The sequence below is a fragment of the Pseudomonas sp. xss_2 genome (assembly GCF_043104195.1).
GTDB lineage: Bacteria > Pseudomonadota > Gammaproteobacteria > Pseudomonadales > Pseudomonadaceae > Aquipseudomonas > Aquipseudomonas urmiensis.
This window is the reverse complement of the sequence record NZ_JBICKL010000064.1, coordinates 80732-94344: the sequence shown is the minus strand read 5'-3', so window position 1 is coordinate 94344 and position 13613 is coordinate 80732. Positions and strand designations below refer to the sequence as shown.

The window sequence follows — 13613 nt, the reverse complement described above, 5'->3', positions numbered from 1 at the left end:
GATTGGAATTAACTATCACCCACCACGCCAAGTGCCATTTCACGCCCCTTTGAAGCCCCTGCCGAGCAGGTATTGCTCACGGGATCGATCCCGCGAGGAGGACGGCTTGCGCATCTGCACCTTGTCGAACTTGCTGCGCACGTCCTTGAGGTACACATCAAAACCTTCGCCCTGGAAGATCTTGATCAGGAAATCTCCGCCTGGACGCAGAACCCGGGTCGCCAGGTCCAGTGCCAACTCGCAGAGGAACATGGCCCGCGGCATGTCCACCTCAGGCGTACCACTCATATTGGGGGCCATATCGGAAATCACAAGGTCCACGTGTGAATTGCCGACCGCTTCAAGGATGCTTTGCAGCACCGCGTCCTCGGTGAAGTCGCCCTGAATGAAGGTGACATCCGGGATCGAGTCCATTTCCAGGATGTCGGAGGCGATCAACCGACCTTGGCCACCAATCAGACGACTGGTCACCTGCGACCAGCCACCCGGGGCCGCGCCCAGGTCGATTACGCTCATGCCAGGACGGATCAACTTGTCCTTTTCCTGGATCTCCAGCAGTTTGTAGCTCGCACGCGAGCGATAGCCATCCTTCTGCGCCTGCTTGACGAAAGGATCGTTGAAATGCTCTCTCAGCCAGTTATGGCTGCTTTTAGAACGCTGTACCACGGGGCACCTCGATGATTAGCGTCGTGATTGACTGGGCGGAGCCACAGGCCCTCGGGTAAAATGGCTACCAATTTTACAGAATCAGACGAAAAGGGTCAGATTATGCCGCTCAATAACGAGCAGAAGAAGCAGTACAAGTCTATTGGTCACGACCTGAAGCCGGTCTTGATCGTTGCCGGCAACGGCCTGAACGAAGGCGTTATCGCCGAATTGGAACGCGCCCTGGCCGACCATGAGCTGATCAAGGTCGAAATTCGCTCCGAGGATCGCGAAGAACGTGCCGCCGCCATCGCCGGGCTGTGCAAGGCCGGCCGCGCCGAACTGGTGCAGACCATCGGCAAAAAAGCGCTGATCTACCGCAAGAACCCGCAACCGAACAAGCAGCTGTCGAACATCCACCGCTTCAAGTAACGGTGGCTCCGATCAGTGGCGCGCCTTGCGCGCCCTGACCGGGACCGGCTGGGCCACCAGCACGATGCCGGAGAAGCCCAGCACCAAAAAGCAGAACATCTGCCAACGTTCGCCCACGGATATCCCGTAGCGTAGCGTGTAGTAGCTGACGCAGGCAGCAAAGCCAAGCAGCAGCATCTGGCCGCGAAATTGCCGCCACCAGGCCGCCAGGCCCTCCACCCTCGCCAACACCGCCAGCTGGGTCATCAACCCGAGCCAAGCCACGCCAATCAACCAACGGTCGATCTGCGCAGCCACGTCGTGCACCAGCAACGGCGCCAGGCCACTGACCTTGAGCGCCGGCACCAAGCCCACATGGAACACCCACAAGCCGCCGACCCAGAATACCTGGGCCAGCTGCCAGAGGATCCCCTCGAGGGATGGCGCGCGCTGGCGCCGGTCAGATGTGCTTGACTTCGACAATCTCGTACTCGACCACACCGCTAGGTGTCTTGACCGCTGCAACATCACCCTCTTCCTTGCCAATGATGGCTCGGGCGATGGGTGCGCCAGCAGAGAGCTTGCCCTGCTTGATATCGGCTTCGTCTTCACCAACGATCTGGTAGGTCACTTCTTCACCGGTCTCGGCGTTAGCCAAGAGCACGGTGGTACCGAAGATCACTTTGCCAGTATGCGGAATGGTGGTGATATCGATCACCACCGAGTTCTGCAGACGGCCTTCGATGTCGCGGATGCGCGCTTCGACCATGCCCTGCTCCTCACGGGCGGCATGGTATTCGGCGTTTTCCTTGAGATCGCCCAGTTCGCGGGCTTCGCCAATAGCCTGACTCAAGCGCGGACGCTCGGTCTTGCTCAAGAACAGGTGCTCTTCTTCCAGGGCGCGAGCGCCCTGGACGGTCATCGGGTACTTGGTAATGCTCATGCTTTGAGTCCTGCATGCAGATCCTGCAAGCGACGAACGGTCTTTTCAGGGCCGAATTTCAGCGCTTCACAGATGGCTTCACCGGCCGCAATGGTAGTTGTGCAGTAAATCTTGTGCTGCAGCGCATTGCGACGAATCGAGTAGGAGTCAGCGATCGACTGGCGGCCTTCGGTGGTATTGATGATCAGCGACACTTCGTCGTTCTTGATCATGTCGACCACGTGCGGACGACCTTCGGTCACCTTGTTCACACGGCGCACCTTCAGGCCAGCCGCTTCGATAACCTTGGCGGTGCCGACAGTTGCAACCACTTCGAAGCCCAGGGCGATCAGGTCGCGGGCAACGCCAGCCACTTGTGGCTTGTCGTCGTCACGCACGCTGATGAACGCAGTACCACCGGTCGGCAGCACTTCGCTGGCACCCATCTGGGCTTTGGCGAACGCTTCACCGAAGGTGTCACCGACACCCATGACTTCACCGGTCGATTTCATCTCAGGGCCGAGGATCGGGTCAACCCCCGGGAACTTGGCGAACGGGAAGACGGCTTCCTTGACGCTGTAGAAGTTCGGGATGATTTCCTGGGTGAAGCCCAGCTCTTTCAGGGTTTTGCCGGCCATTACCCGGGCAGCGATCATGGCCAGGGAAGTGCCGATGCACTTGGACACGAACGGCACGGTACGCGAGGCGCGCGGGTTGACTTCGATCACGTAGATCTTGTCGCCCTGCAGGGCCAACTGCACGTTCATCAGGCCGACAACGCCCAGCTCCAGGGCCATTTTGGCGACCTGTACGCGGACTTCGTCCTGCACTTCCTTGCTCAGCGAGTAGGGTGGCAGCGAGCACGCCGAGTCGCCGGAGTGAACGCCGGCCTGCTCGATGTGCTGCATGATTGCGCCGATCACCACGTCAGTGCCGTCGCACACCGCATCCACGTCCATCTCGATGGCGCAGTTGAGGAAGTGGTCGAGCAGTACCGGGCTGTCGTTCGACACCTGTACCGCTTCACGCAGGTAGCGCTTGAGCTCGTCCAGTTCGTAGACGATTTCCATGGCGCGGCCGCCCAGTACGTACGACGGGCGCACAACCAGCGGGTAACCGATGCTGCCAGCAGCGCGGATGGCTTCGTCTTCGCTGCGCACGGTGGCGTTTGGCGGCTGCAGCAGGTTCAGACGCTGAACCATCTGCTGGAAGCGCTCACGGTCTTCGGCACGGTCGATGGCATCCGGGCTGGTACCGATGATCGGTACGCCGGCTTCTTCCAGGGCACGCGCCAGTTTCAGCGGGGTCTGGCCGCCGTAGTGGACGATCACGCCTTTTGGCTTCTCGACGCGGCACACTTCCAGCACGTCTTCCAGCGTCAGCGGCTCGAAGTACAGGCGGTCGGAGGTGTCGTAGTCGGTGGAGACGGTTTCCGGGTTGCAGTTGACCATGATGGTCTCGTAACCGTCTTCACGCAGCGCCAGAGCCGCGTGTACGCAGCAGTAGTCGAACTCGATACCTTGGCCAATACGGTTCGGGCCGCCACCCAGGATCATGATCTTGTCGCGGGTGGACGGGTTGGCCTCGCACTCTTCCTCGTAGGTGGAGTACAGGTAGGCGGTGTCGGTGGCGAACTCGGCGGCGCAGGTGTCGACGCGCTTGTACACCGGGAACACTTCGAGCTTGTGGCGGTGACGGCGCAGGTTCTTGTCGGTGATACCCAGCAGCTTGGCCAGACGCTGGTCAGAGAAGCCTTTGCGCTTGAGGCGCAGCATCAGGTCCTTGTCGATGGCCGACAGGGCCAGGGTCTTGACCTTCTCTTCTTCCTTGATCAGATCTTCCATCTGCACCAGGAACCACATGTCGATGCCGGTCAGGGCAAAGATTTCTTCGCAGGTCATGCCCGAACGCATGGCATCAGCGACGTACCAGATACGCTCGGCGCCCGGCACGGTCAGCTCGCGCTTGAGGATGCCGGCAGCTTCCGGGCTGGCCAGGTCGACTTTCGGGTCCAGACCACAGGCACCGACTTCCAGGCCACGCAGGGCTTTCTGCAGGGACTCCTGGAAGGTACGGCCGATGGCCATGACTTCACCCACGGATTTCATCTGGGTGGTCAGGCGCGCGTCGGCTTTCGGGAATTTCTCGAAGGCAAAGCGTGGCAGCTTGGTGACGACGTAGTCGATCGACGGCTCGAAGGACGCCGGGGTGCGGCCGCCGGTGATGTCGTTCTGCAGCTCGTCGAGGGTGTAACCGATGGCCAGCTTGGCGGCGATCTTGGCGATCGGGAAGCCGGTGGCCTTGGAAGCCAGGGCGGACGAACGCGATACGCGCGGGTTCATCTCGATGACGACCATGCGGCCGGTGTTCGGGCAGATACCGAACTGCACGTTGGAACCGCCGGTTTCGACACCGATTTCACGCAGCACCGCCAGCGAGGCGTTGCGCATGATCTGGTATTCCTTGTCGGTCAGGGTCTGCGCTGGAGCAACGGTGATCGAGTCACCAGTGTGCACGCCCATCGGGTCGAAGTTTTCGATCGAGCAGACGATGATGCAGTTGTCCTTTTTGTCGCGGACCACTTCCATCTCGTACTCTTTCCAGCCGATCAGCGATTCGTCGATCAGCAGCTCTTTGGTCGGCGACAGGTCCAGACCACGGGTGCAGATTTCTTCGAACTCTTCACGGTTGTAAGCGATACCACCGCCAGTGCCACCCATGGTGAACGACGGGCGAATGATGCATGGGAAGCCGAGCTTCTCGAGGACCGCATTGGCCTCTTCCATGCTGTGGGCGATACCGGAGCGCGGGCATTCCAGGCCGATGTCCTTCATGGCCTTGTCGAAGCGCGAACGGTCTTCAGCCTTGTCGATGGTGTCGGCGTTGGCACCGATCATCTCTACGCCGAACTTCTCCAGAACGCCGTGGCGCTCCAGGTCCAGGGCGCAGTTCAGTGCGGTCTGGCCACCCATGGTCGGCAGAACGGCGTCCGGACGCTCTTTCTCGATAATCTTGGCCACCGACTGCCACTTGATCGGCTCGATGTAGGTGGCGTCGGCCATGGCCGGGTCGGTCATGATGGTGGCTGGGTTGGAGTTCACCAGGATGACGCGGAAACCTTCCTCGCGCAGGGCCTTGCAGGCCTGGGCGCCGGAGTAGTCGAATTCACAGGCCTGGCCGATCACGATCGGGCCGGCACCGAGAATCAGGATGCTTTTGATGTCTGTACGTTTTGGCATGGTGGTCACTCAAATCCGGGGTCAGTCGGCAAGCCGCTTTGAACAATCTGGGTCAGGCGCATCCGGGCGCGGCGCGAGCCGGCCCGGGGCCTTGAAGCAGGATGCTCAGCGGCGCTTGGCCATGGCATCGGTGAAACGATCGAACAGTGGCGCGACGTCGGTCGGGCCAGGGCTCGCTTCAGGGTGGCCCTGGAAGCTGAACGCGCTCTTGTCGGTGCGCTCGATACCCTGCAGGGTGCCATCGAACAGCGACTTGTGAATGGCGCGAACGTTGCCCGGCAGGGTGGCTTCGTCAACAGCAAAACCGTGGTTCTGGCTGGTGATCATGACCACGCCAGTGTCCAAGTCCTGGACCGGGTGGTTGGCACCGTGGTGACCGTGGCCCATTTTCACGGTCTTGGCGCCGGACGCCAGGGCCAGCAGCTGGTGGCCGAGGCAGATGCCGAATACCGGAATCTCGGTTTCGAGGATTTCCTTGATTGCCTGGATGGCGTAGTCGCACGGCTCGGGGTCACCAGGGCCGTTGGACAGGAACACGCCGTCCGGGTTGAGCGCCAGCACTTCGCTGGCCGGGGTCTGGGCTGGCACCACAGTCACGCGGCAGCCGCGGGCGACCAGCATGCGCAGGATGTTCAGCTTGACGCCGTAGTCGAACGCGACCACGTGGTACGGCAGGTCGGCAGCTTCGATGGTCGGGTGGCTGTCGGTTTTCAGCTCCCACACACTGGAGCGCCACTCGTAGCGCTCTTTGGTGGAAACGACCTTGGCCAGGTCCATGCCCTTCAGGCCTGGGAAGCCGCGAGCAGCGGCGATGGCGGCTTCTTCGCTGATGTTGTCACCGGCGAGGATGCAACCGTTCTGGGCGCCCTTTTCACGCAGGATGCGGGTCAGGCGGCGGGTGTCGATGCCAGCGATGGCGACGACGTTGTGTTCTTTCAGGTACTCGGACAGCGACTGGGTCTTACGCCAGTTGCTCGCCACCAGCGGCAGGTCACGGATGACCAGGCCGGCAGACCAGACGCGGTTGGATTCGGCGTCTTCCGGAGTCGTACCGGTGTTGCCGATGTGCGGGTAAGTCAGGGTAACGATTTGCTGGGCGTAGGAAGGGTCTGTAAGGATTTCCTGGTAGCCGGTCATAGCGGTGTTGAACACCACCTCACCAACGGTCTGCCCGTCGGCTCCGATGGCTTCACCGCGAAAAATGCTGCCATCGGCAAGGGCGAGTATGGCTGGCTTAGTCAAGAAGACCTCCCGTAAATCAAGCCTGAAAGGGCGATCGCAGGTTGCAAAAAAGCGGAGTGACGTATGGACACGTCACCCCGCTTCATGTGCTGAATTTCTCTGCGCGCTTTTAGTGGACACACTAAAGCTGTAGCTTACAGGAATGAGGGTTTTCGGTCTACCGCATATGTGTCTCTAAAACACAGGATTGCGACAGACCTGATGCTCACCCTGGGCGCTCGTGGGAGCGGGCTTGCCCCGCGATCGCGCCAATACAGGAAGCACCTGCGCCCCTACTGGCACTATCGCGGGGCAAGCCCGCTCCCACGAACGGCTGATCAGTTCGCTCTTATCAACGCAGCTCGAGCACGTCCTGCATGTCGTACAGCCCCGGCTCGCGGCCATCCAGCCACAGCGCGGCACGCACCGCACCCTTGGCGAAGGTCATGCGGCTGGAGGCCTTGTGGGTAATCTCCAGGCGCTCGCCTTCAGCCGCGAACAGCACGGTGTGATCACCTACTACATCACCAGCGCGCACAGTGGCGAAGCCAATGGTCTTGCGATCACGCGCACCGGTCTGGCCTTCACGACCATACACCGCCACTTCCTGCAGGTCACGACCCAGCGCATTGGCAACCACTTCACCCATGCGCAGCGCAGTCCCTGAAGGTGCATCGACCTTGTGCCGGTGGTGAGCTTCGATGATCTCGATATCGACGTCATCACCCAGCACGCGCGCCGCCATATCCAGTAGCTTGAGGCTGAGGTTGACGCCAACGCTGAAGTTGGCCGCGAAGACGATCGGAATCTCTTTGCCCGCCTCGGCCAGCAACTGCTTCTCTTCGACAGAGAAGCCGGTCGTGCCGATGATCATCGCCTTGCCGTGCTTGCGGCAGAACGCCAGGTTCTTCAGGGTCACCGAAGGGTGAGTGAAGTCGATCAGCACGTCGAACTCTTCGACGACCTTGGCCAGGTCGTCGGACAGCAATACGCCAATCCGACCCAGCGCCGCCAGCTCACCTGCATCGGCGCCGACCAGCGAGCTATCCGGGCGATCGATCGCCGCCGTCAGGCCGGCACCCGGGGTTTGCTGCACAGCTTCGATCAGGGTCTTACCCATCCGCCCCGCTGCACCCATTACCGCAATACGTCGCATAGCCTATTCCTTCTCAGAGATCGCCGAAGAAGCGCTTCACACCCTCGAACCAACCACTGGCCTTGGGCGAATGGGAGCTATCACCTTCGAGCGAGTCACGCAGCTCTTCGAGCAGCTCACGCTGACGACGGCTGAGGTTGACCGGGGTTTCCACCGCCACGCGGCACAGCAGGTCGCCGGCCGCACCACCACGTACAGGGGCTACGCCCTTGCCGCGCAGACGGAACTGCTTGCCGGTCTGGGTGCCTTCCGGGATCTTCAGCTTGACCCGACCATCGAGGGTCGGCACTTCCAGCTCGCCACCCAGGGCAGCGTCGGTGTAGCTGATCGGCACTTCGCAGTACAGGTGCTTGCCGTCGCGCTGGAAGATCGCGTGCTCACGCACGTTGATCACGACATACAGATCGCCAGTCGGGCCGCCGTGAGCACCCGCCTCGCCTTCGCCCGACAGGCGAATACGGTCGCCGGTATCGACGCCGGCCGGCACCTTGACCGACAGGGTCTTGTATTCCTCGACACGGCCTTCGCCATGGCAGGAATTGCACGGGTCGGTGATGATCTTGCCCTGGCCATGGCAGCGCGGGCAGGTTTGCTGCACCGAGAAGAAGCCCTGCTGCATGCGCACCTGGCCAATACCGCCGCAGGTTGGGCAAGTCGAAGGGGTCGAACCCTTCTTCGCGCCACTGCCGTCACATGGCTCGCAGTTGACCAGTGTCGGCACCCGGATATTGACCGTGGTACCGCGCACCGCTTCTTCCAGATTGATCTCCAGGGTGTAGCGCAGGTCGCTGCCGCGCTGCGCGCCGCCACGTCCACCGCCGCGACCACCACCGAAGAAGTCACTGAACACATCGCCAAAGATATCGGAGAAGTTGGCACCGCCAAAGCCCTGACCGCCGCCACCCATGCTCGGGTCGACACCGGCGTGACCATACTGATCGAACGCTGCGCGCTTGCTCGCATCAGACAGCACTTCGTAGGCCTCGTTGGCCTCCTTGAATCTGTCTTCGGACTCTTTGTCATCCGGATTGCGATCCGGGTGGTACTTCATCGCCAGACGACGATAAGCCTTCTTGAGATCTGCATCGCTGGCGCCGCGCTCGACACCCAGGACCTCATAATAATCACGCTTGGACATAGGTCATTTGCACCTTGTTGGGCGTTCGGCATCCGCGCCGCGCCATCAGCTCCTGCCTGCCGCCGACTAAAATGGCCGCTGACAGATGCTGTAAAAATTCTCGAATTACAGATACGCCAACGCGGGAGCAAGCCCCCGCGCGGCGACATCCTACCAGCTCACCACCCTACGGCGGTGGCTGGGCGACAACTTGCAGGGATTACTGCTTGTTGTTGTCTTTCACTTCTTCGAACTCGGCGTCAACCACGTCATCGTGCTTGGCTTCCGGCTCGGCCTGCTGCTGGGCGCCGCCCTGAGGCTGCTCAGCTGCCTGCTCGGCGTACATCTTCTGAGCAACCGGTGCGGAGACCTTGGACAGTTCCTCGACCTTGGCTTCGATCGCAGCCTTGTCGTCGCCTTTGACAGCGGCTTCCAGGGCAACCACGGCAGCTTCGATCGCGGTTTTCTCTTCAGCGGTAACCTTGTCACCGGCGTCAGCGACCATTTTGCGCGTCGAGTGGACCAGCGCATCACCCTGGTTACGGGCAGCGGCCAGCTCTTCGAACTTGCGGTCTTCTTCCGAGTTCGCTTCAGCGTCGCGGATCATCTGTTGAATTTCTTCATCAGACAGACCGGAGTTGGCCTTGATCACGATCGACTGGGTCTTGCCAGTTGCCTTGTCCTTGGCACCTACGTGCAGGATGCCGTTGGCGTCGATGTCGAAGGTTACTTCGATCTGCGGCACGCCACGTGGTGCTGGTGGAATGTCGGCGAGGTCGAATTTACCCAGCGACTTGTTCTGCGCAGCCTGCTTACGCTCACCCTGCAGCACGTGAATGGTCACAGCGCCTTGGTTGTCGTCAGCGGTGGAGAACACCTGCGACTTCTTGGTCGGGATGGTGGTGTTCTTCTCGATCAGCGCAGTCATCACGCCGCCCATGGTTTCGATACCCAGGGTCAGCGGGCTGACGTCCAGCAGCAGTACGTCCTTGACGTCGCCGGCCAGAACCGCGCCCTGGATGGCAGCACCCATGGCAACCGCTTCGTCCGGGTTGACGTCTTTACGTGCTTCTTTACCGAAGAAATCGGTAACCGCTTTCTGCACCAGCGGCATACGGGTCTGACCACCGACCAGGATCACGTCGTTGATCGAACCCACGTCGATACCGGCATCTTTCAGAGCGATGCGGCAAGGCTCGATGGTGCGCTGCACCAGGTCTTCTACCAGCGACTCCAGCTTGGCGCGGGAGATCTTCACGTTCAGGTGCTTAGGACCGGTGGCATCTGCAGTGATGTAAGGCAGGTTGACGTCGGTCTGCTGGCTCGAGGACAGCTCGATCTTGGCCTTTTCCGCAGCTTCTTTCAGGCGCTGCATGGCCAGCGGGTCACCTTTGAGGTTCATGCCGCTTTCTTTCTTGAACTCGTCGACGAGGTAGTCGATCAGGCGAATGTCGAAGTCTTCACCACCGAGGAAGGTGTCACCGTTGGTGGCCAGAACTTCAAACTGGTGCTCGCCATCGACTTCGGCGATTTCGATGACCGAAACGTCGAAGGTACCACCGCCCAGGTCGTAAACGATCACGGTGTGATCGCCCTTGGCCTTGTCCATACCGTAAGCCAGTGCAGCAGCGGTTGGTTCGTTGATGATACGTTTTACGTCAAGACCGGCGATGCGACCGGCATCTTTGGTGGCTTGACGCTGGCTGTCGTTGAAGTACGCCGGAACGGTGATGACCGCTTCGGTGACAGGCTCGCCGAGGTAGTCTTCGGCGGTCTTCTTCATCTTTTTCAGGATCTCGGCAGAGATCTGTGGCGGCGCCATTTTCTGGCCGTTGACTTCGACCCAGGCGTCGTTGTTGTCAGCCTTGACGATCTTGTACGGGACCATCTGAATGTCTTTTTGCACGACTTCTTCGTCGAAGCGGCGACCGATCAGACGCTTTACCGCGTACAGGGTGTTGTGCGGGTTGGTGACCGCCTGGCGCTTGGCCGACTGACCCACCAGGATCTCGCCATCGTTAGCGTAGGCGATGATCGAAGGGGTAGTACGCGCGCCTTCGGCGTTCTCGATAACCTTGACGTTACCGTTTTCCAGGATGGAGACGCACGAGTTGGTGGTCCCCAGGTCGATACCGATGATTTTACCCATGTTAACTCTCCCGAAACTTTGAATTAGCTAGCAGCGACTACATTGGCCAACTGCGGTAATACTTGAATGCTTGACACCTAAATGGGGACGCCCCAGAGGATTTCAAGCCTTTTCATCGATCGAAGGTTGAGCTGCAGCAGGCGACTTGCTGACCACCACCATGGCGGGGCGCAGCAGGCGGCCATTGAGCAGATAACCCTTCTGGAACACCTTGAGCACGCTGTTGGGCTCGACCTCGTGGCTTTCCTGCATGGCCATGGCCTGGTGATGCTCGGCGTTGAACGGCTCGCCGTGCGGGTCGACAGCTTCAAGGTTGTAGCGCTTGAGGGTGTCGTGGAACATCTTCAGGGTCAGCTCGATACCTTCGCGCATCGGCTTGATGGTTTCGTCGTCGGCGCTGGACAGCTCCAGGCCACGCTCCAGGCTGTCGATCACAGGCAGCAGGTCGCCGGCAAACTTCTCCAGGGCAAACTTGTGCGCCTTCTCGACATCCTGCTCAGCGCGGCGACGCACGTTCTGCAGGTCTGCGGCAACGCGCAGGGACTGGTCCTTGGCGGCGGCCAGCTGCTCCTCGAGCACCTGGACGCGGGTACCGAGATCCTCAGAACCTGCCTCTTCGGTGTTAGGGGTTTGTGGATCCAGCTGTTCGTCAGCCATTGGCTATCTCCTCCGCAATTTCTGGTATGCGAGACGTACTCGCCTTGTCTGTCGGCTATATGGGGTCGTAAAAATCAGGTTCAAGGGGCAGGCCGCTTTCCTTGGTGACAAATCAATCTCCAAACGGGCATTGTCAGCCAGGCAAAAAGCACTGTATAAATATCCAGACATGACCCTCCGGGAGCGCCCTCATGCTGGTCCACCTGTCCATCCACAACTACGCCATCGTCGAACACCTGGACCTCGAGCTCGCTCGCGGCATGAGTGTGATCACCGGCGAAACCGGCGCCGGCAAATCGATCATGCTCGACGCCCTGGGCCTGGCCCTGGGTGACCGGGCCGACAGCGGCGTGGTGCGCCCCGGCGCGGACAAGGCAGACATCCTCGCCACCTTCGATTTGGTCGACATCCCCGAAGCCAGCGCATGGCTGAGCGAGCGCGACCTGGAAAGCGACGGCCCGTGCATCCTGCGCCGGGTGATCACCGCCGAAGGGCGCAGCCGCGGCTATATCAACGGCACGCCCTGCCCGCTTGGCGACCTCAAGGCGCTGGGTGAGTTGTTGATCGACATCCACAGCCAGCACGAGCACCAATCGCTGCTCAAGACCGACACCCACCGCCGCCTGGTCGATGAGTATGCCGGCGCGATCGACCTGTCCCGCCAGGTGCAGCTGGCCGCGCAACGCTGGCGCCAGACCCGCCAGGAGCTCGAGCGCCTGTCCAACTCGGGCGACGAGCAACGCGCCCGCCAACAACTGCTCAGCTATCAGCTCGAGGAGCTGGACAACCTCGGCCTGGGCGAGAACGAACTGGAGCAGCTGGAGCAGGAACATAAAAGCCTGACCAATGCCGAGGCGCTGTTCGGCATCTGCCGCCAGGTCATCGATCAATGCAGCGAGAGCGATTCGGGCAATGTGCTCAACGCACTGACCGTCAGCCTCAACCGCCTCACCGCAGTAGCCAGCGCGCCCAAGGCCTTGGGCGAGGCCGCCACCCTGATCGCCAGCGCACAGATCCAGGTAGAGGAAGCGGTTGGCGAGCTCAACCGCTTCCTCGATAACTTCGACGCCGACCCGATGCGCCTACAAGCCCTGGAAGAGCGGCTCGATACTATCTATACGCTGGCGCGCAAACACCGCGTGCACCCCACCGAGCTGCCGCACCTGCAGCAGCGCCTGATGGAGGAGCTCGAAGGGCTCAATGCCAGCGACGAATCCATCGAACGCCTGGGCGAAGAACTGGCAGCCTACGCCCAGCATTATCAGGACAAAGCTGTCGAGTTGAGCGCCCTGCGCCAGCAGGCCGCCAAACAGTTGGCCACGGCGGTAGAGCAGGAAGTCCAGCGCCTGGGCATGCCTGGCGGGCGCTTCTGTATCGAGCTCACGCCGTTTGACAGCCCCGAGCCGTCACCGCACGGCCTGGAGCAGATCGAATTGCTGGTCAGCGCCAACCCTGGGCAGCCACTGAAGGGCCTGGCCAAAGTGGCCTCGGGTGGTGAGCTGTCGCGGATCAGCCTGGCGATTCAGGTGATCACCGCCCAGACCTCGCGAATTCCGACCTTGGTGTTCGACGAAGTGGACGTGGGCATTGGCGGGCCTACCGCCGAGATCGTTGGCCAACTGCTGCGGCGGCTCGGCGAACGCGGCCAGGTGCTGACAGTGACCCACCTGCCGCAGGTGGCGGCGCAGGGGCATCATCACCTGTTCGTGCACAAGGTGCGCAATAGCGAGACCACCCATACCGCAGTGGCCAACCTGGGCAAGCGTGAACGGGTCGAGGAAGTGGCGCGGATGCTGGGCGGGATTGACCTGACCAAGGAATCGCTGGCGCATGCGCGCAAGATGGTGGTCAGCGGTAAAGCCTGATCGGCGAGGGGCACGTAATCCTTGGCATCGTGGGAGCGGGATCGTGGGATCAGGATCAGGATCAGGATCGTGGGAGCGGGCTTGCCCCGCGATAGCGATGGCGACCGCACCACTGCTATCGCGGGGCAAGCCCGCTCCCACGCACCTGCTACCACGCCCCGCTTCCCCCCCCTGACGACACCTTGCAGCAACCTTCTGGCCTAGTACTCATTCAGCGCCTTAGCCTCTAGC

Annotated in this window: 11 protein-coding genes; 2 read left to right on the top strand and 9 right to left on the bottom strand. The window is 61.1% G+C overall.

The features are described 5' to 3' along the window. Window positions 1–39: 39 nt before the first annotated feature. A complete protein-coding gene (rlmE, locus tag ACF8K2_RS16320) occupies window positions 40–666 on the bottom strand; it encodes a 23S rRNA (uridine(2552)-2'-O)-methyltransferase RlmE (RefSeq protein WP_186556498.1) in 627 nt (208 codons plus the stop codon). A 102-nt stretch (window positions 667–768) separates the two neighbouring features. Here rlmE and yhbY point away from each other — a divergent pair, with 102 nt between their 5' ends. Next, a complete protein-coding gene (gene yhbY / locus ACF8K2_RS16315) occupies window positions 769–1077 on the top strand; it encodes a ribosome assembly RNA-binding protein YhbY (RefSeq protein ID WP_186556499.1) in 309 nt (102 codons plus the stop codon). A 12-nt stretch (window positions 1078–1089) separates the two neighbouring features. Here the strand turns inward: yhbY and ACF8K2_RS16310 are convergent, their stop codons facing one another. From ACF8K2_RS16310 to grpE, 8 genes are all read right to left on the bottom strand, one after another. Then, the gene (locus ACF8K2_RS16310) at window positions 1090–1539 is read right to left on the bottom strand and encodes an MFS transporter (RefSeq protein WP_186556500.1); all 450 of its coding nucleotides are present in this window, start codon (window positions 1537–1539) and stop codon (window positions 1090–1092) included. After that, window positions 1517–1999: a transcription elongation factor GreA gene (gene greA / locus ACF8K2_RS16305; RefSeq protein WP_186556501.1), complete on the bottom strand. Its 483-nt coding sequence runs from the start codon at window positions 1997–1999 to the stop codon at window positions 1517–1519. The genes ACF8K2_RS16310 and greA overlap by 23 nt, the downstream gene beginning before the upstream one ends. Then, on the bottom strand, window positions 1996–5217 hold the full coding sequence (gene carB, locus ACF8K2_RS16300) for a carbamoyl-phosphate synthase large subunit (RefSeq protein WP_186556502.1): 3222 nt from the start codon (window positions 5215–5217) through the stop codon (window positions 1996–1998). Before carB ends, greA begins: the two co-directional genes overlap by 4 nt. A gap of 105 nt (window positions 5218–5322) precedes the next feature. Next, a complete protein-coding gene (carA, locus tag ACF8K2_RS16295; RefSeq protein WP_186556503.1) occupies window positions 5323–6459 on the bottom strand; it encodes a glutamine-hydrolyzing carbamoyl-phosphate synthase small subunit in 1137 nt (378 codons plus the stop codon). Between the two features lie 331 nt (window positions 6460–6790). Next, complete coding sequence (gene dapB, locus ACF8K2_RS16290; RefSeq protein WP_392466015.1) at window positions 6791–7594, bottom strand: 4-hydroxy-tetrahydrodipicolinate reductase; 804 nt, start codon at window positions 7592–7594, stop codon at window positions 6791–6793. Window positions 7595–7607: 13 nt separating this feature from the next. After that, window positions 7608–8732, bottom strand: a complete 1125-nt coding sequence (dnaJ, locus tag ACF8K2_RS16285; RefSeq protein WP_392466012.1) for a molecular chaperone DnaJ — start codon at window positions 8730–8732, stop codon at window positions 7608–7610. Window positions 8733–8931: 199 nt separating this feature from the next. After that, window positions 8932–10860 carry a molecular chaperone DnaK gene (gene dnaK, locus ACF8K2_RS16280; protein WP_392466009.1) on the bottom strand — a complete coding sequence of 643 codons (1929 nt, stop codon included), beginning with the start codon at window positions 10858–10860 and terminating at the stop codon, window positions 8932–8934. Between the two features lie 102 nt (window positions 10861–10962). Then, complete coding sequence (grpE, locus tag ACF8K2_RS16275; protein WP_186556507.1) at window positions 10963–11517, bottom strand: nucleotide exchange factor GrpE; 555 nt, start codon at window positions 11515–11517, stop codon at window positions 10963–10965. 191 nt (window positions 11518–11708) lie between these two features. On the opposite strand from grpE, the gene recN reads away from it, so the two are divergent. Continuing rightward, entirely contained in the window at window positions 11709–13382 is a 1674-nt protein-coding gene (gene recN / locus ACF8K2_RS16270) for a DNA repair protein RecN (RefSeq protein ID WP_392466006.1), read from the top strand. The last annotated feature ends 231 nt before the right edge of the window (window positions 13383–13613 follow it).

What these genes read in the sequence shown, in the direction of transcription:
- yhbY (WP_186556499.1), top strand. Translation starts at nt 769, where the DNA reads ATGCCGCTCAATAACGAGCAGAAGAAGCAGTACAAGTCTATTGGTCAC.
- greA (WP_186556501.1), bottom strand. Translation starts at nt 1,999, where the DNA reads ATGAGCATTACCAAGTACCCGATGACCGTCCAGGGCGCTCGCGCCCTG.
- carB (WP_186556502.1), bottom strand. Translation starts at nt 5,217, where the DNA reads ATGCCAAAACGTACAGACATCAAAAGCATCCTGATTCTCGGTGCCGGC.
- dapB (WP_392466015.1), bottom strand. Translation starts at nt 7,594, where the DNA reads ATGCGACGTATTGCGGTAATGGGTGCAGCGGGGCGGATGGGTAAGACC.
- dnaJ (WP_392466012.1), bottom strand. Translation starts at nt 8,732, where the DNA reads ATGTCCAAGCGTGATTATTATGAGGTCCTGGGTGTCGAGCGCGGCGCC.
- dnaK (WP_392466009.1), bottom strand. Translation starts at nt 10,860, where the DNA reads ATGGGTAAAATCATCGGTATCGACCTGGGGACCACCAACTCGTGCGTC.
- grpE (WP_186556507.1), bottom strand. Translation starts at nt 11,517, where the DNA reads ATGGCTGACGAACAGCTGGATCCACAAACCCCTAACACCGAAGAGGCA.
- recN (WP_392466006.1), top strand. Translation starts at nt 11,709, where the DNA reads ATGCTGGTCCACCTGTCCATCCACAACTACGCCATCGTCGAACACCTG.